Genomic DNA, 17,864 nt, shown 5'->3' with positions numbered 1-17,864 from the left:
CCTCCCCCCGCACGCCCGAGCCTCAATAGGCCTGCCGATACTTCGCGCATTGGTCTTCGGGCGAAAGTTCTTTCATCAGCTCTGCCTCGAACCGCTTGTGTGCGAGATAAGCCGAAACCAGCTCCTCCCCGAAAAGCGGACGTAACGCCGCCTCGCCTTCGAAGAGGTCGAGCGCGGCCTGCAGAGATTGCGGCAATCTGACAACGCCCAGCGCCTGCCGGTCGCTTTCCGTCATATGCTGGGGCGGCTTGCGACAGACCTGAGGCTCGGGCAAGCCTGCATCCAGGCCGTGAAGGCCGGCGGCCACCAGCGCGCCCAGCACCATGTAGGGGCTGGCCGCCGCATCCGCCGCACGGAATTCGAAATGGAACTGCTTTGCGATGTCGACGCCCGCGCCGGGAAACACGGGGCATATGCGCAGGCCGGCCTCGCGGTCGCGCTCGCCCAGATTGTTATAAGCCGCACTCCAGCGATCCGGCGTCAGGCGCAGATAGGAAATGGTCGAAGCAGCGGTTACCGCCGTGATAGCGGGCATCAGCGAGAGGATACCCGACAGGAAGCTGGCCGCTTTTGCAGAGACCGCATTCGGGGCTGAAGCATCGTGGTTGACCGGCGCGCCGCTCTCGGCGTCGAGGAGGCCGAAATGAATGTGAACGCCATTGCCCACGGCATCCGGTCGCAGGATCGGGGTGAAGCTGGCCCGGTGACCGAAATGCTGGGCGACGGCCCGCGCAATCTCGCGCACGGCGATAGCGTGATCGGCCGAGCGTTCATCATCGGCCGGCCCGACCGTTACTTCGTATTGCATGGGCCCATATTCAGGCATGAACGTGTCGATCTCCAGACCCGCTTCCTTGAGTGCACCCAGATAAGTCTCGGCAAACTGCCCCTGGCGGCGGAAGGAATCGAGCGCGTAGCTCGCATTCGGGCGCTCCTCCATGCCTTCCAGCATGAATTCGTGCTCGAAAGCCGCCTTGATCCGCAGCCCGTGCCGCTCCTCCAATTCACGCAGCATCCGCTTGAGAAATCCCCTCGGACACACACTCCAAGCCGTGCCATCCAGGTTCATGATGTCGCCCATCATGAAGTGGCTGGCAGCTGCATCCGGGCCGAAATCGACACGTACACGCGTGGCCGGGTCGGGGGTAAGCACCGTATCGCCATAAGGTCCCCAGGGCGTCGGCGCGATCGGGCCATGCGCGGTGATCATGCAGTTGGTGGGCGTCCAGCCGATCCCCTTGCGCAGCCGCGTGTCCAGATCCGAAGCCGGGAACCCCTTGCCCCGGACCTGTCCGGCCAGATCCGCGGTGCACAACATGATGATTTCTTCGCGTTTCATCGAACCCCTCATTTCCGTTTTGATTTGCCCCGTTCCTCACCGAACGTGCCTTCCGCAAGCCTGCTCCGCAGATCCTCGAGTGTCTCGAAGCGTGTGCGACCGGCTGTGTCCGCCTTGCTTGCCGCGGCGCCCACGAGCGCTTCGGCAACCCCCATTCCGACGGTCAGGACGTCGAAGATCGACGGCGATTCCACCGGAAAGGTCAAAACGAGGTCAGCCGAACGGGCGGCCGGCGATTGCCAGATATCGGTCAGGAGAATGACTATGGCGCCGCGCTTGGACGCAGCATGGGTGAACTGCACCACATCGTCTTGGTATCGGCGCACATCCAGCACCACCAGAACGCTGCCCCTGCCCATGTCGAGCAGGAACTGCGGCCAGGTCTGCGTCTGACCGCTGACCGGGTGAACGCGTCCACGTATTGCCGAAAGCAAATCGCCCATATAACGCGCCACATGGGAGGAATAACGTCCGCCAAGCAAATGGATGTCGCGCTTGGGGTCTGCCAGCAGAGCTGCCGCCCTATCGAATTCCTTTTCCGGAATGAGGTCGGGCAGGCTGCTGAAATACTCGGCCATCCGATCACTGGTGCGCGCTAGATACGATTTGTCGGTGGCCTCGTCGCGCACCTTCCGCTCCCCGAAACGGAGAAGCGGCGATTGCAGGCTCTCTTCTATATGGCTTCGCAACGCTTCCTGAAATTCCGCATAGACGGGAAAGCCAAGACGCTTGACCAGACGCAGGACCGTTGCCGTGCTGACACCGCTCTGTTCGGCAAATTCGGCAACCGTGGTCAGGCCGGCCATCGGATAATTGGCGATTAGGTGCCGGGCGGCGCGCGCTTCGCGGCTGCTGAGTTCGGGCAGGGCCCGCCGCAGATCCTCCAACACGTTCATAGCCGCCGCTCCGCTTCCCTTTGCGCATTTCTCGAATGTATCAAATCAGACAAAATTGCCATTTGGAAGAAAAAATGTATCATTCGATTGACGTTCTCCAATTGCAGAGTCATGCTGTTGACCAACGCATGAGCCTTCCCGGGGTACCTTGCGTCAGAGGGTGAAATTCAACAAGAAGCAGGGAGATTGCCATGAAACACTTGATTGCCGCATCGGTGGCCTTTGCCACCGCCATGGCCGCTGGCATGAGCGCCGCCAACGCGCAGGAAACCATCAAGATCGGCGCGCTTTACAACGTGACCGGCGGTATGTCGTCACTCGACGGTCCATCGCTCAAGGGCGCGCAACTCGCCGTCAAGCAGATCAATGCCGATGGCGGTCTTCTGGGTCAGCAGATCGAGTTGATCGCGCCGGACGGAAAGACGGATCAGCAGGAAACGGCGAAGGCTGCACAGCGCCTCATTTCAGAGGGCGTGGTGGCCGGCATCGGCGAGTCCGACACCACTTTCGTCATGGCCGGTGCACCGCTGTTCCAGGAAGCAGGCATCCCGTTCGTCACGTCTGGCGCAACACATCCCGAGCTTCCCCAGTGGGTTGGCGATTACATGTTCATGGCGCCGTTCGGCGACGATGATCAGTCATACGCCATTGCCGACTATGCCTATGACAAGCTCGGCGCCCGCAAGGTCGCGGTCTGGACCGACAATTCCATGGACTTCACCAAGGCGCTCAGCAAGTTCTTCGTCGAGCGCTTTGAAGAGCGCGGCGGTGAGATCATCGGCACAGACAGCTTCATGATGGGCGACACGGATTTCTCCGCGCAGATCGCGCGTCTTGCCTCCATCGATCCCGCACCCGATGCGGTTTTCGTTTCGGCGATCCCGTCTGAGGCCGGCCTCTCTGTCAAGCAGATCCGCGAGCAGGGCATCACCATGCCGATCGTGTCCGGTGATGGTTTCGATACCGAACTGGTGTCCACCGTACCTGGACCGGAGCTTGCCAATGATGTCTATTTCTCCACCCACACCTATCGTGCCGATGACCGCGAAGAGGTGAAGAAGTTCATCGCCGACTACAAGGCCGAATACGGGATTGACCCCGAAAACGCATTTGCTCCGCTAGGCTATGACGCACTGATGCTGGTCGCGGACGCGATCCGCCGGGCCGAGTCTGCAGAGCCGGCTAAGATCCGCGACGCTCTTGCCGAGACGCGCGGCTTCAAGGGTGTGACAGGCGAGATCAGCTACACGCGCGAGACCATGGTGCCGCCGAAGCCGGTATCGCTCATCAGCGTGCAAAATGGCAAATACTCGGTCGAGGAAATCTGGGAACCCGAGACCAACTGATCCAGCTAGGGGCAGCGGGAGAGCGGGGCTTCGGCCCCGCTTTTTCGTGGTGCTTTATGCGGCAGCCCCCTGCCGCCCCCTCTCGGAGCGCTTCTGAACAAACAACATCGGGCAGGCAAACTGGCCTTACCCGCCCTGCTCTCCCAAACGCAGCCGAGCTAACGCTTCAAGAATGCATTGCTGAACCAGGTCGAGACATCCGGCATTTCCTTAAGGCGCTTACCATCTGGATCGCGCATTACACCGGCTTCGAACATGAATTTCGTGATGTTGCCAAACATGTCGGCGTCGATCAGCCCCACCGGCTCGCCTTCGTCCTGAAGATAGCCGCCATCCACGATGGCCTTCATCGAGGCCCGCACCAGTTCGGGATTGGAGAGCATGCCGCCAGTTTCGGCGATCAGCATCTCCGCTGCTTCCTCCGGGTTTTCAGCGGCAAATGCGTAGCCGCGCTGTGCGGCCTGCACAAAAGCTTCAGCGATCTGGGCATTGTCCTTTAGCCAGGTGCCATTTGCCCCCAGATAGGTGGTGTGCTGATCGGGCACGCCATAATCGGCATACCGAAATGCGCGCTGCGGCCGGTTGAGAAGCACCGAGTTCACCCCCTCCCATGTGCTCACCTCAAGCGTGAAATCCACCGTCCCATTGGCAAGCGCCTCATAGGCAGACGTGCCGAGCGTGACGGTCTCGAACTCACCCTTGCCACCATCGTTCTGGATGATCGTTGAGATGAGCGCCTGCTCCCATGCGCTACCAAAACCCGCATAGGTCATGCCATCGAGGTCGGCAGGACGCTGAATGTTCTCACGCTCCCCATTGAAGACCAGGCGACCCGTCTCATGCTGCATGACCGCCATGACCACCGTTAGGTCGGCACCCGTAGCGCGCTGGCTGTAGAACCCGACGGAGCTCAGAATGCCGAGTTCAGCGACACCCGTCGCCACCAGCGTGCCAGACGAGGTATCCGTGTAAGGGAGAATCTCCACATCGAGGCCGGCTTCGTTGAACCAGCCCTTCGCCTGCGCAACATACAGCCCCACATGGTTGGTATTGGGCGTCCAGTCCAGCGCAACACTCAAGCGTTCCTGCGCCATTGCAGGCAGTGCCAGCGCGCCCAGCATCAGGGCGGCGGCTATCAGGCGTTTCATCGTCATTCTCCTGTCTGATTGAGCAAGGTGTGCAAAAGCTCTTCTTCCTGCGCGCGCGCTTCGGCCGGCAGAGCCGAACCGAGGCGCGGGCGCGGGGCGCGGATAACCACTTCCGAAATCACGCGGGCAGGACGACGCGACAGCACATAGATGCGGTCGGAAAGCGCCACCGCCTCCCGCACATCGTGCGTGACAAGCAGCGTGGTCCAGCGGGCAGCACGCCAACGGTCTTCCAGCCAGCGCTGCATCTGCGCGCGCGTCAGCGCATCGAGCGCGCCGAAGGGTTCGTCCAGAAGCTGAATGGGCCGCGCCTGTATGACCGTTCGCAGCAATGCAGCCCTCTGGCGCATCCCGCCCGAAAGTTCTGCCGGATACCGCTCCTCGAAACCCGCCAGTCCGAATTCGGCAAAGAGCGGCAGTGCTCGTGCGCGCGCTTCGGTGCGCGACACGCCCTGCACCTCAAGCCCGAGGATCACATTGTCGATGATGCGCCGCCACGGCATCAGCGCATCGCGCTGCGGCATGAAGGCGAAGGTCCTGCCGTCGCGTTTCAGCGCTGACCCATCCAGCATGATTGCCCCACGATCGGGTTCAAGCGCGCCGGTGAGCAGGCGAAACAGCGTCGATTTGCCGGCACCCGAGGGGCCGAGAATGGAAACGAACTCCCCCTGCCCCACCGACAGAGACACATCGTCTAGAACCTCTGTCTCACCAATCCTGACACCCACATTGCACAGTTCCAGAGCGCTCATTGTCCCTGCCCCGCTTCCCGCCAGCGCAGCAACACCCGCTGCAGCAAGGCGGACACGCCGAAGAGAAGCAGCGTCAGCGTCGAACTCACGACCACGGCTGCCAGCATGAGATCGGGACGAAAACTGTTCTTGGCATTGAGAATGACGATCCCAAGTCCGGCACGCGCGCCGACATATTCGGAAAATATCGCCGCCACCACCGCATAGGTGATGGAGATTCTGAGGCCTGCAAAGAAATAGGGCATCGCGGAGGGAAACCGCGCTGCGCGAAACACCTTCCAGCGCGATGCCCCCATGGAACGCATCAGCGTTTCGATCTCGGGATCGGTTGATTCATAACCGTCCACCAGTGCGACCAGCATCGGAAAGAAGGTGACAAGCGCAACGAGCAGGATTTTCGGCGTGAGCCCGAAGCCAAACCACAACACCGCCAGCGGTGCGATCGCCACCAGCGGCAAGGTCTGGCTCACCACGAAAATCGGGAACAGCGCGCGCCGCGCTTTCGGCAGAAAATCGAGCGCAACCGACAGCACAAACGCGATACTGACGGAGAACGCGAAACCCGTCAGCGTGGCACTCAGGGTCGGAAGCGTGTTGTCCCACAGCAGCGCCCGGTTCGTCCCCATCTGTTCCACGACACGTGAGGGCGCCGGCAGGACAAGCGGCGATATGCCCGACAGCCGGACGTAGACTTCCCAAAGGACGATGGAAGCGGCAACACTTCCGAGCGCGGGCAGACCGCCTATCAACCGTCCACCCGCCGAGCGGGGTAGACTATTCGGCATGGGGTCAGGCCGTGGAAGGGCTGTTGGCGGAAACTGTCAGGTCAATCGTAACATGGCCTTCGGGCGGGCCGAAGCTGCAGAACGCCTGTTCCAGGGTTGCAAAAACCGGACCCGCATCTCCCTTGAGGCGCGAACAGAAATTCTTCGAGCGGTCGAAGACGCCGCTCGCCTTCAGGAAGTCGATGCAGCCCATGATCTCCGCCATGTGGTCGCCGGCACCCATGACATAGAGTGAGAACTGCGCGCGTGCGATCTCCGACATGGTTTTGGCATCAGCCACCGCCGCAAGTGCGGCCTTCTGTCGGTCGGCAAGCGGTTCGGAAGGGTTGGCCAGAGCCGAAGTCGCGCAGATCGGATCATCCGGCTCTCCGGGACAGCCGCGCGAAAGCGTGGTGCGCATGACGACGTGATGCCGCGTGGATGCGGCAGCGACATAGAAATCGCGCAGGGCCGGAAAGAGCACTTCAGGCGGGCCGACAACCAAAGTCGAGATGTCGTCGGTTTCGATCCGCAAACGATCGCGCCAGGGGTCGAACGCAGAGAGCGACGACATGATGACATCAACGAAATCGTCGGTCATCGGATAAAGGGAAAGCTGCGCACCTGCGAACATGATCGTCCTCCTTGCTCCGCTGGCATTACCCAGATCAGCTTCTAGGGCCCGAAGGTTTGCACCTTCATCTCAGCCGCGGCCACGCGGCACCCCTGTGGATGTCGGGTACGAACCAAATCCCGTCTCGGAAAGCAAGCTGAATATTCAGGAAACGATGTTGCAGCAGAAAATTACCCGGCTATCCACAGGCGGTTACAGGCCGAAAATCCGGAATGATGAACGGCCAGAGAGTTCGCGCACCGCCCCAAAATGCTCAAGCCGCTCGAAGAGCCGCTTCGACGCCCAGCGGGAAAGATTGCATCCGGGCGCCGAGGCTGGCAGGGCATCTTCATCGAGCAGATGCTGCACGACCGTCCCCGCTCCCTTGGTGCGCAGTTTCGGAAGAACCGAAACAAGTGTATCGGCGCGGCGCGAGATGTCACCCGCTGATCGGAGCGCGCCTTCTGTACCGCGAACGAGCGCCAGGCACACCGCGCCTGAGAATTCGGCATCAGACGGGTCGATCCTCCCCCTGTCTCCACCCGCTCGGAAAGCTCGTCCGTAGCGTTCTGCCATAAGCAACGGAACAGGACGAGGCCAGCCCAGCATTGCTGCGATCAGCCCGTCAGCGAGCGCCCAAGCCAGCGGCTCGGCGTCCGCGCGCTCCCTCATTATCCGCTGTACGAGCTCCGCTGCCGCAAAGGGTGCTGCCCGCCCCGACTGAAGTACCGATTCCGCGTGATCGGCCACAACCTCGATCCCTGCGTCATTGCCCAGTCCGAGCAGGCCCGCAACTTCCGCAATTGAAGACGACGACACCGCAAAACGACGCGATGCCAATCGCCGATGGGCAAGGAAAATCTTGCCGGCAGGCCCCGGGTCATCTCCGACCGACGTCAGAAGCACGGCATCGCGCAGCCCCACTTCACTCTCACCGCGCCCCATAAGCCTCGATGCCGCCGCCGCACATTTCAAGGCCTGACGCGCGCGCCAGCAGCCCGACCACGCCGGTTCGCTGCGCACCAGATCATCCAGCGTCTTGAGCGCGATGCCTGCCGCAAACGCAGCATCACTCAAATGTGGATTGGCCGTGCGTGGCATTGTCCACTGGGGCAGGAAAAGGTTCGAGGGCGGTGCAGACGAAGACGGATCCATGTTCGGAACATAGGCGCTGTGTGCGGTTTATGCCAGACATCTCGCATAAAACCGCACAGCTTGTCATTTTAATATAATGTCCGATAAGATTGCATTATCGGACATCAAAAAAACAAGCCGAAATGACCTCTGATAACGAGCAAACTCCGCAAAGACACCGCTTGGAGAAGCCTGCAGCATCTGAGGAGCCTTTGGACTCGGAATCTCTCCCTTCAGAGGATACCGGTATTGGGTTAAAATCCCCCGAACCCGCCGCAGACAGTTCAGACCTGCCTGACATTCTCGACCTTGTGCTTGCGATGGATGAAGAGAGTCACTCCCCTCTATCGCCATCCTCAATCGATCCCCTCGTGGAAACCGCACGCAATTATGCCCGTGCGGCCCGATCCGAAGCCACGCAGCGCGCTTATGCGGCCGATTGGCGCCACTTCTCATCCTGGTGCCGCCGCTCCGGCTATTCTCCCCTTCCCGCTGACCCACGTGTGGTCGGCCTCTATCTCTCTGCCTGTGCTTCCGACAATCCGCGTCCGACAGTATCTACTCTGGAACGAAGGCTCTCCGGCCTGTCCCAGAGTTATTCCCAGCGCGGAGACAGGCTCGACCGCAAGGATCCACACATCGCCGAGGTCTTTGCCGGCATTCGCCGCAGGCATGGCCGCCCGCCCGTACAGAAAGAAGCTCTTCTTGCCGAAGACATCCTGGCCATGATCGAGACACTTTCCAACGATCTGCGCGGCTTGAGGGACAGGGCCATCCTGCTTGTTGGCTTCGCCGGCGGTCTGCGCCGTTCCGAGATTGTCGGGCTCGATCCCGGCCCCGACCAGACCGAGGATGGCAGTGGCTGGGTGGAGATCTTCGACAAGGGCGCCCTGATCACCCTGCGCGGCAAGACGGGCTGGCGCGAAGTTGAGATCGGGCGCGGCTCGGCCGACCGCTCCTGCCCCGTGGAGGCGCTGAAGACGTGGATGCGGCACGGGCGCATCGCCCACGGCCCGCTCTTCCGCGGGATTCGCGGCCAGAGCACGGTTGAGGGAAGCCGGCTTAATGACAGGCATATTGCCCGCCTGGTAAAACGCGCCGCATTCGATGCGGGCCTGCGCCCCGACCTTCCCGAAAAGGAGCGGGAGAAGCTGTTCTCCGGCCACTCCCTGCGGGCTGGCCTCGCCTCTTCAGCGGAAGTGGATGAGCGTTTCGTCCAGAAGCAGCTCGGCCACACGAGTGCGGAAATGACCCGCCGCTATCAGCGACGGCGCGACCGGTTTCGTGTCAACCTTACCAAGGCGAGCGGTCTCTGATCGATCAGCAACGTGAATCGGTTGCCGGCAATCGATTCACGAAATGCGTTGGACGCACACGCCCCTTCCAGGCAACCGTCACGGCATGGCTATCCACCCGCATCAATGCTCCCTGAGACGCGTCGATCCCGCCCGCAACATGGCGCGCTATTACACGCTTTCCGTCGAGCCGACACTGTTCGGTGATGCCGCGCTTGTCCGGCAATGGGGACGGATCGGCACGCGCGGGCAGTTCAAGATCAATCTTTTCGACAACACCAAGTCGGCAGAAGCCGCGCTCCTGCGGCTGAAGAAAATCAAGGAGCGCCGCGGATATCGCTGACTAAAGCCAGGATGCAGCATCCTTTGGCAGCCGGTGCTCGGGGTCGGTGACGGAAAGAACCGGCCTCCCCTCCCCGTTCCATTGCCACAGCGCCACACAGCTTCCGCCGGGTGACATGTAGGACGGGTAAATGACCCCGTGAAAGCCTTTTTCCATAAGGGTTTCGCGCACACGATGTGTTTCTGGCACACGGCCGTCATCCATTTCGGCCCGCCACTCGCATTGATGAATCTCAGTCGAAACGCCGTGAACCGCCATCACCGCGGCGTTGGTCAAATCCGCCAGCCGTGCTTCAGAGAGTGTCAGCTGCGCAATAAGCGCAGGATGCTGCACAAAGCCCTGATTATACTCGGCCCAGGCTGTTGAAAGCTCGCGCGCAGCATAGATCGCCTCAGCTCCAACCGGGTTCCAGCGCCCACCAAACCGTGCTGCCCCCTTGCCTGAAAGGGGTGCGTGGGCCCAGCGCGGAACATAGGCGCGCCAAAGGGTTTCGGTCCGTAGATTCTCAGGCATAAACGCCGGCGCGCACCGCTTCGAGATAGGTGAGAACCTTGTCGGCCTTGCCCTCGCCGACCAGATCATAGGCGGTCTTGCCCGCCCAGCCCGGGATCGGCTGGTGTTTGAACCAGATCACCGCTCGGTGCTCGTTGCCCGCCATCTCCGTGGCCATGGCGAGAATCCGCACGACGGGGCTCAAGGCCTGATCCACCTTGCGCTGGCCGGATTTCGCCGTCAGCGTGTTGCGCGCCACACCAATTAGTCGGGATAGCTCGACCATGGTCACGCCAAGCAATTCCGAAACCCGGCGGGCGGAAAGAAAGGGGGCTTTTTCGTCGGCAAAATGCTCCGCCGCGAAATCAAAATCCGTCGCTGCCATCACATGTGCCTCCATAACTCGACACAATATTGAACGCCAATTGAGCACATTGCAATAAATTTGTGCGCAAAAAATGGCTCCCAGAATTCTCCAGAACGCCTATTTTTCGGCCAAAACCGCCTTTTGACGCGCTGAAATCAGCGCATTCAGCATCGGTTTTACCGAAAACGCGCCCGAATTCGCCCGCTCCGTCAGCCGTCTGAGATAGCCGCCGGGCGAGCGAATGACCTCCGCGCGTTCCAGCATCGCCGCAATCGTGATTGCCGCATTGATGTCGCCCATTTGGGCGCGCGCCTCCGCCCAGGCATCGGGTGAAACCCCGAGCATGGAGCGCACGGTTTCTGCCGCCTTCATCAGGTCCCGCCAATCCGAGAGACCGCCCGGCGCATAATCGCGCATCTGGGGGCAGGCAGAGGTCACCGTTTCAAACCCGACCGATGGCTTCTGGCCGCTTCCTTCGGCTTCCCGCTTTCCGCGCCCTCCTCTTTGGCCGGATACACCATCGTGATCGCTTCCAACCGCCGATTTGGTTTCAAGGTTGGGCGGCATCGGCCCCGCTTCAACCTTTTCTTGGTATGTTTCAATTTGGGAGTCTGTGTTTGAATTATGAATATGGCGCTCATTTTGACTGTCATTGGCGCTCATATTTGTATTTTCATTAACCATAAGCTCTGCATCGCGGGTCTGCAGTTCCGCTTCGCTGAGGCCTTCCAGATAGGCTTTTTCAACGTCAGTGCGCAGCGCCAGGAGGGCGTCGCGGCGGGCCTTGAGCGTTTCCCAGTCGGTGTTGCGGCCAAGCCGGCCGGAAAGAGCGGCCAGGCGCTCGGCATAAGGTCCGAAGCAACGCCCCCTGCCCTCTTCAGCGGCAGCCTCGACGATCGCAGCAATGTCGCGCAGATGGATCGTGATTTCGCTTCTGAGCGCCCTGATGGCACGCGCCAGACGTCGTGCCTCGGCCGCATGGGTCTCGATCTCGGAAGCCCGCATGACGAGTGGCGCAAGATCGAAACCGAAGGCCTCCTCGATCTGACCCTCTTCGCTGCGCCGCGCATAGCGCTTACCATTGGCACTGTCGCGCCGCAGGATGAGCCCGGCCTTTACGAGCGCCGCCAAATGCCGCCGCAGCGTCGCCGGCGCCATGCCGCGGGCTCGGAGGGAAAGCTCAGTATTCGAGGGAAACACCACCAGATCGCCGGCTGGATCGAGCTGGCGTTCGATGCTGAAGCTTGCGAGCGCCTCCAGCACCACAATCGTTCTGTCCGAAAGCCCGAGCACCAGCCGCGCTTCGGTCACGGCGCGCAGCAATTGCCACTTGTCTACAGCATTCTGTCCTGATGCCTGGGCATGTTCAGCGCCGGTATCCAGCGCCTTGCGCGCTCGCCGCACCTGTTCATTGACCAGAAATTGGGCACGCGCCAACCCCTTCCCGCCGAATGGCGAGATTGCAAATCTATCCGTCATTGTCTTACCTTGCTTCAGGCAAGAAAAAGACGCTCACCGAAACGTTCCGATGCTTGACTTTGCACGACGGAAGTGATTCTTTCAGATTGCTACATCGAAAGGGGCTTCCGGAATGGCAACGTTCTGGGGGCCTTTTTTCTTGCGGTTTTTCCTCTAGCTCAGTCCTCTTTGCTCCACATGATCCGGCCTGTGGGCCGGGATGACGTCGCCGCCATGGGCGGCTGATCGGTTATTTCTCTTGTGACCGCTCCTTGTCGAAGCGCTCGGCAAGCTCCGGCAAATGCTCGGCCAGATAGTCCGCGAAGCCCGGAAGGGCCTTGTCGTCGAAATCGAATCGCGGCTTCGCGCCGAGTGTGACCCGCGCCAGTGTGCGCCCCTTCCCGTCCTCGATGGCGCGAACCTTCTCCGCCTTCTTGCCACGCGCTGCAGCGCGCTTGGCCAGCCGCTCATAGAGCCTGCGAAAACGCTCGTCGGAATCGGCAGCCCGAAACGCTACAGAGGTAATTTCATCCTGGGCGATGACGACCGCCGCCTCGCGCTTCAAGAACTCTGCCAAAGCCATCCAGCGCGGCCGGCCGGCCTTCGGAGCGGGGCCAATGGCATTGGCGATCTGCGCGGGGACGGCCTCGGCCACCTGAAGCAGACGGGTCATCTCGGCCTTGTGCAGGGACAATGCACGCTGGACGACGCCGCGATCGAAGCCATGACGCATCAATGCATCGGCGAAAAAGGCCCGCTCGATGAAGGAGAGATTGCGCCGCTCCGTGTTTTCCTTGCCTTGCGCGAGCACCAGCTCATCATCGTTGAGCGTGCGCACGATGGCCTGAACCGGACGCTTGAGGCGCGCGGCTGCCCGAACGCGGCGATGGCCATAGGCTACCTGAAAGCGTCCGCTCTCTGTCGGGTGAGGGCGCAGAAGAACCGGCACCTGCTGGCCGTTTTCGCGCACGCTCTCCACCAATGCGTTGAAATCCTCGTCGCCGTCATCCTCACGGCTCAGGCGATCCCGCACCAGCGAGGGATCGATCAGCTCCGGATCGACCTCGACAATGCGCTCCCCCTTGGCAAGGCTTTCACGAATGGCGCGCGCATCTTCCACTTCGCGTGTCATCGAAGACAGCGTCAGCCCCATCGCCTTGACGGCTCCTGAGGAGCTGCGCGGCGGTGGGTCAGACTTCACCGGAGAAGGGGCGGATTTCGCCTCCGGTGCGCGTGGCGCCGGCTTGCTTTCCGGAACAGGCGAGGGCGCCTCGCCCTCTCCCGATCCGCCAAACAGCGCTTTCAGATGGTCCTTGCGCTTGCTCATGCGGCGTCTCCCGCCACATTGCGGCCCCAGGCCGCTTCCACCAGCGCCTCGACCTCGGCGTTGACAGATGTCAACGCTTCCATCGCGCGGTCATAGGTGGACCGTGTGAAATTGTCCCGGCCGACTTCGTAAAGCGTCTGCTTGGTAAGACCGGCGTCGGAAATTGCCGTCGACTTCACCATGGGAGCCGTCAAAACCCGCTCGCCGAACTGTGACCGCAGGAAGCCCACGATCTGGGTCTGCGGTCCATCATTGGGCTCATAGCGCGTGACGAGGTAGCGCAGGAAATCGAAGTTCAGCGAACCGCCGGCCTCCCGCACCACAGAAAGCAGATCCGCCGTCATGTAAAGAAACTGGCTCATGGAGGCGACATCGAGCATCTGCGGATGCACGGTGACGATCACAGAGGTGGACGCGCAGAGCGCAGAAAGGGTGAGGAAGCCGAGCTGCGGCGGGCAATCGATCACCACCACATCATAATCATCGGCGACCGAGGCGAGGGCGGACTGGATGCGAGCAAAGAAGAAATCGTCCGCACCGCCGCCTGCCTGACGCTCGGCCAAGACGCGCGGGGTCGTGTGTTCGAACTCATGCAGTTCCAGATTGCCGGGCACCAGATCGAGCCCGTCGAAATAGGTTCTGCGGATGATTTGGGATAGCGGACGGCGCTCTTCGTCATAGCGGATCGCGCCATAGAGCGTGTCATTGCCGGACAGATCGATTTCCGGCTGATAGCCGAAGAGCGCGGAGAGCGACGCCTGCGGATCGAGATCGACCGCCAGCACGCGATAGCCCGAAAGCGCCAAATGCTGCGCCATGTGGGCGCTTGTCGTGGTCTTGCCCGAACCACCCTTGAAATTGGTGACGGATATGACCTGCAAATGCTCGCGCTCGGGATCACGCCATTTCACATAGGACCGTGCCTTGGCAAGATTGCCCTTGGCGCGCGCCTGTGCCGCAAGATGATGGCGCAGAGCATTGATGTCGGCGAGCGAATAATAGCGCCTGCCGCCCGCGCCGGTTTCCGGTTGCGGCCCCTCTCCGGCAATGGAGAGCTGGCGCAGATAACCATCGGACACGCCGATCAGCTTCGCCGCCTCGCCGCTGGAAAACGTGCGAAGTGTCTTTTGTGCTGCCGGGGGAAAGAGCCGATCGCGCATGACACGCAATTGCTCGGACAGCCGCGCAGCATCCGCCGCGATGGCCTCATCGGCCGCGAGCACGCCCTGCCCGTCCAAGCCCCCCATCGCTGCCTCCGCCGCCTTGTCCAACTCCCGTTCTCCTTCATGGTCGCTGGCGATATCCATGCCGCGCTGCTCCTCGTTCGATCCTGCCGGGCATCGGTTGACAGCTGTCAACCCGGATGCATTCCATTGGCGACGTGCAGCGCGTCATGCTCACTTTGATTGACAGCGCTCCTGCCGATCTGACATCTGCGGAGCCTGACAATCTGCCAGCAACGTAACCCGATTCGCAGCCGCGGGGCGAGAGGCCTACGGCTGGGGGCAAAGATACGCTCAAAAAGCCAACGCACTGCGCTTTCATCAAAAATCGGATATAACCGCAATTTACAGAGCCACATGCCGGTTACGCCGATTCAAGACAATCGCCACCAATGCCGTAACCAATGCCACAGGGAGCCCGGCCAGCGTCAAGAAGTTTTTGGTTAACAAGGAGTTAACGCGCACGAGGCAGCGCGCTCTAATACAGCGCTCCCGATGCAAATAGCCTCACACTTACCGCCACTTAGAGCGAAACGGGGGCCCAACGCCCTGCCAAACGCACACCCAACCGGGCCTTCAGTTTCTTGCCAAGACCGGTATCCAAAAGCCTCATCCGCGCACCGAAGGAGCCCCACGGGGCTGGTTTCGAGAATCAGACGTGGGCCCAAATGTTGCCGTGAGCAGGGTTCTCGAAAGCGCTCAACGAGCACTCTGCACCAGCCCCGGACGGGCCGGTTGGGACTGGAAGAGGCGAGGGGGCCTTCCAAAACCGCGGGCGAAGAGGTTTCCGCGGTTGCGAGTTATAACCGGTTGATTGCGCCGGCGGCCTCGCCGGCGAGTGGCGCGAAGCGACGGCAAAATCCTTCCACATCCCACTCACTCAGGGAACCCGCAATGTGAATGGCGCCCAGCGGCGTTCCGTCGGGCGCGATAAGTGCCGTGGCAATCGCGATCTCGCCCTGGAGAATTTCCTCCAGCGCCAGCGCATAGCCATTCTCACGCGCTTCCTGAACCTTGGCGCGTATCGCGGCAGGATCGGTGATTGTCTTGGGGGTGATCTCGCGGCGCACCGAACGTTCGATGATGTCATCCACTTCCGCGTCGCTCATATGCGCCATGACAGCGCGGCCACCCGACGTGCAGTAGATCGGCACGCTCTGCCCGACCAGCGTGGCGAAAAAGGTCTCGCGCTTGCTCTGAAGGCGCGCGGCATAGACGAGCCTGAGCCCGTCGCGCAGGCTGAGGTCCACACGCTCGCGCACATTGCGACGCAGTTCCATCAACACCGGCGAAGCGCGCGCGACGAGGGGGTTCATCCGCAGATAATCACGTGTGTGATCGAGGATGCGAATGCCCGGTACATAGCCGCGATCATCCGCATCACGGTCTATATAGCCAAGCTGGCGCAGTGTATGGACCACGCGCTGGGCAGCGCTCTTGCCCATGCCGCCGGCAGCGGCGATCTCGTTGAGGGTCAGCGGCTTGCCCGCTTCGTGAAACGTGGACAGCACCTGCATCGCCCGCGCAATGGCCTGAACGAAGAGAGGATCCTCCTCGTCAAGGCGCGTGCTTGGCGGCACACCATACTCCGCCTTCTGAATATCACGCACACACACCTCCGCACGCCGGGCAAAATTTGTTTGACTCCCGAACCGCTGCACATCTATCGTATTAACGATACGAATGTATCGTACAGCGATACCTTGTCCTTCACCCTATCATGCATTTTCAGGCCGTCGACCCGAAAATGCAGACCTGCAAAGCGGGACGTGAAAATGCGACGTTGTATCTGGACCGGCGGTCCGAATGAGGAAGCGGCGACATGACAAAGAGGGTCGCGCTCGCCGGTTTTCTGCACGAGACCAACACGTTCGCGCCCTCACGCGCCACTTATGCAAATTTCGAACAGGGGGGCGGATACCTCCCCATATCGCGCGGCGATGAGATCCTGAAACGCTGTCCGGGTGTCAATCTGGGAATCTCGGGCGCTGTGGCCCATGGGCAGAAGGCGGGCTGGGAACTGGTTCCCATCCTTTGGACCGGGGCGATCCCTTCCGCCCATGTGACGCGCGAGGCGTTTGAGCGCATTGCCGGCGAGATCGTCGACGGCATCGCGGCAGCCGGGCCGCTCGACGGTGTATGCCTCGACCTCCACGGTGCCATGGTGGCCGAGCATCTGGATGACGGGGAGGGGGAACTGATCGCCCGTGTGCGCACGGTGGTGGGACCGGATGTCCCGATCGCCGTCAGTCTCGACCTGCACGGGAATACAAGCCAGCTTATGGTGGACGAGGCCGATCTTCTCATCGCCTTCCGCACCTATCCACATGTGGACATGGCCGAGACGGGAAGGCGCGCCGCCGAGGGGCTCGACCGGCTGATGGCGCGCGACAGACCCTTTGCGCATGCCTTCCGGAAGTTGCCCTATCTGACCTCCATTCCATGGCAATGCACCTTCATCGAGCCGGCAAAAAGCCTCTACGAGCACGTGGCGGCTCTCGAAACGGGCGATGTTGCGAGCGTTTCCTACTGGATGGGTTTTCCTGCCGCCGATATCCCGGACTGCGGACAGACAGTGATCGCCTATGCCGAGACGCAGGCAGTGGCGGACCGGGCGGCAGATCGGCTCTATCAGAGCATCATGGACGCGGAAGCGGCCTTCGCCGGCCGCGCCTTCGACCCCGATGAAGGGGTGCGCGAGGCGATGCGCATTGCACAGACGGCAACGCGGCCGGTGGTCATCGCCGACACGCAGGACAATCCGGGTGCGGGGGGTGATTCCAACACGATGGGCATGCTGCGGGCACTGTTGCGAAACGGTGCGGAACGTGCCGCGATCGGCATGATCGTCGACCCGCAGGCCGCACGCGCTGCCCATGCGGCGGGGGAGGGGGCTGAGATCACCATCCCGCTCGGAGGGCAATCCGGCATTCCCGGCGACGAGCCTTTCAAAGCCCGGTTCCGCGTGGAGAAGCTTTCCAATGGCGACCTGCATGCGACCGGCCCCTATTACGGCGGCACGCATATGAATGTCGGGCCTTCCGCCTGCCTTGCGATCGACGGGGTGAAAATCGTCGTGGCCACGCACAAGGCGCAGATGGCGGATCTTGCCATGTATCGTTTCGTCGGCATCGAACCGACGGAAATGGCCATTCTGGTCAACAAGAGCTCGGTGCATTTTCGCGCCGATTTCGATCCCATCGCCGAGACGGTTCTGGTGTGTACGGCACCGGGACCGATGCCGCTCGACCCGGCGGACCTGCCGTGGACGAAGCTTGCCGAGGGAATGCGCCTATCGCCCAACGGCCCGGCCTTTCGCCGGACGACAGGGGAAGCGCTGGCGATGGGAGGATAGCGGGAGACAAAT

Annotated in this window: 17 protein-coding genes and 1 riboswitch; of the genes, 4 read left to right on the top strand and 13 right to left on the bottom strand. The window is 61.5% G+C overall.

What is annotated here, in order from left to right:
- Nucleotides 1-22: 22 nt before the first annotated feature.
- Together KW403_RS18835 and KW403_RS18830 are read right to left on the bottom strand one after the other, a co-directional pair.
- The gene (locus KW403_RS18835) at nt 23-1,339 is read right to left on the bottom strand and encodes a type I glutamate--ammonia ligase (protein ID WP_223022776.1); all 1,317 of its coding nucleotides are present in this window, start codon (nt 1,337-1,339) and stop codon (nt 23-25) included.
- 8 nt (nt 1,340-1,347) lie between these two features.
- Nucleotides 1,348-2,235 carry a MurR/RpiR family transcriptional regulator gene (locus KW403_RS18830; RefSeq protein WP_223022775.1) on the bottom strand — a complete coding sequence of 296 codons (888 nt, stop codon included), beginning with the start codon at nt 2,233-2,235 and terminating at the stop codon, nt 1,348-1,350.
- A 191-nt stretch (nt 2,236-2,426) separates the two neighbouring features.
- Here KW403_RS18830 and KW403_RS18825 point away from each other — a divergent pair, with 191 nt between their 5' ends.
- Entirely contained in the window at nt 2,427-3,581 is a 1,155-nt protein-coding gene (locus KW403_RS18825) for an ABC transporter substrate-binding protein (protein WP_223022774.1), read from the top strand.
- Nucleotides 3,582-3,739: 158 nt separating this feature from the next.
- Here KW403_RS18825 and KW403_RS18820 read toward each other — a convergent pair whose 3' ends face one another.
- The 5 genes from KW403_RS18820 to KW403_RS18800 all read right to left on the bottom strand — a co-directional run bounded on the left by KW403_RS18820 (nt 3,740) and on the right by KW403_RS18800 (nt 8,013).
- A complete protein-coding gene (locus tag KW403_RS18820; protein WP_223022773.1) occupies nt 3,740-4,729 on the bottom strand; it encodes an ABC transporter substrate-binding protein in 990 nt (329 codons plus the stop codon).
- Between the two features lie 2 nt (nt 4,730-4,731).
- Nucleotides 4,732-5,481 carry an ABC transporter ATP-binding protein gene (locus KW403_RS18815; protein ID WP_223022772.1) on the bottom strand — a complete coding sequence of 250 codons (750 nt, stop codon included), beginning with the start codon at nt 5,479-5,481 and terminating at the stop codon, nt 4,732-4,734.
- Entirely contained in the window at nt 5,478-6,266 is a 789-nt protein-coding gene (locus KW403_RS18810) for an ABC transporter permease (protein WP_223022771.1), read from the bottom strand. Before KW403_RS18810 ends, KW403_RS18815 begins: the two co-directional genes overlap by 4 nt.
- A 4-nt stretch (nt 6,267-6,270) precedes the next feature.
- On the bottom strand, nt 6,271-6,879 hold the full coding sequence (locus tag KW403_RS18805; RefSeq protein ID WP_223022770.1) for a Ykof family thiamine-binding protein: 609 nt from the start codon (nt 6,877-6,879) through the stop codon (nt 6,271-6,273).
- Nucleotides 6,873-6,983, bottom strand: a riboswitch (TPP riboswitch). (Overlaps the previous gene by 7 nt.)
- An 88-nt stretch (nt 6,984-7,071) precedes the next feature.
- Nucleotides 7,072-8,013 (bottom strand): DUF1403 family protein, encoded by a 942-nt coding sequence (locus KW403_RS18800; protein ID WP_223022769.1) that lies wholly within the window; start codon nt 8,011-8,013, stop codon nt 7,072-7,074.
- Between the two features lie 122 nt (nt 8,014-8,135).
- Between KW403_RS18800 and KW403_RS18795 the strand changes: the two genes are divergently transcribed.
- Entirely contained in the window at nt 8,136-9,308 is a 1,173-nt protein-coding gene (locus KW403_RS18795) for a tyrosine-type recombinase/integrase (protein ID WP_223022768.1), read from the top strand.
- Between the two features lie 43 nt (nt 9,309-9,351).
- Nucleotides 9,352-9,630, top strand: a complete 279-nt coding sequence (locus KW403_RS18790; RefSeq protein WP_343224068.1) for a WGR domain-containing protein — start codon at nt 9,352-9,354, stop codon at nt 9,628-9,630.
- On the opposite strand, the gene KW403_RS18785 is transcribed toward KW403_RS18790, so the two are convergent.
- From KW403_RS18785 to KW403_RS18760, 6 genes are all read right to left on the bottom strand, one after another.
- On the bottom strand, nt 9,631-10,143 hold the full coding sequence (locus KW403_RS18785) for an RES family NAD+ phosphorylase (protein WP_223022767.1): 513 nt from the start codon (nt 10,141-10,143) through the stop codon (nt 9,631-9,633).
- A complete protein-coding gene (locus tag KW403_RS18780) occupies nt 10,136-10,507 on the bottom strand; it encodes an MbcA/ParS/Xre antitoxin family protein (protein WP_223022766.1) in 372 nt (123 codons plus the stop codon). The genes KW403_RS18785 and KW403_RS18780 overlap by 8 nt, the downstream gene beginning before the upstream one ends.
- Nucleotides 10,508-10,606: 99 nt before the next feature.
- Complete coding sequence (repC, locus tag KW403_RS18775; RefSeq protein WP_223022765.1) at nt 10,607-11,968, bottom strand: plasmid replication protein RepC; 1,362 nt, start codon at nt 11,966-11,968, stop codon at nt 10,607-10,609.
- A 229-nt stretch (nt 11,969-12,197) separates the two neighbouring features.
- Nucleotides 12,198-13,274 (bottom strand): plasmid partitioning protein RepB, encoded by a 1,077-nt coding sequence (repB, locus tag KW403_RS18770; RefSeq protein ID WP_223022764.1) that lies wholly within the window; start codon nt 13,272-13,274, stop codon nt 12,198-12,200.
- Nucleotides 13,271-14,521: a plasmid partitioning protein RepA gene (gene repA / locus KW403_RS18765; protein WP_223022863.1), complete on the bottom strand. Its 1,251-nt coding sequence runs from the start codon at nt 14,519-14,521 to the stop codon at nt 13,271-13,273. Before repA ends, repB begins: the two co-directional genes overlap by 4 nt.
- A gap of 776 nt (nt 14,522-15,297) precedes the next feature.
- A complete protein-coding gene (locus KW403_RS18760) occupies nt 15,298-16,107 on the bottom strand; it encodes an IclR family transcriptional regulator (protein WP_223022763.1) in 810 nt (269 codons plus the stop codon).
- Between the two features lie 212 nt (nt 16,108-16,319).
- Between KW403_RS18760 and KW403_RS18755 the strand changes: the two genes are divergently transcribed.
- Nucleotides 16,320-17,852, top strand: a complete 1,533-nt coding sequence (locus KW403_RS18755; protein ID WP_223022762.1) for a M81 family metallopeptidase — start codon at nt 16,320-16,322, stop codon at nt 17,850-17,852.
- The last annotated feature ends 12 nt before the right edge of the window (nt 17,853-17,864 follow it).

It is taken from the genome of Nitratireductor kimnyeongensis (assembly GCF_019891395.1).
Classification (GTDB): domain Bacteria; phylum Pseudomonadota; class Alphaproteobacteria; order Rhizobiales; family Rhizobiaceae; genus Nitratireductor; species Nitratireductor kimnyeongensis.
Note: the sequence above shows the minus strand (reverse complement) of the source record. Positions and strands in the feature narration are given on the sequence as shown.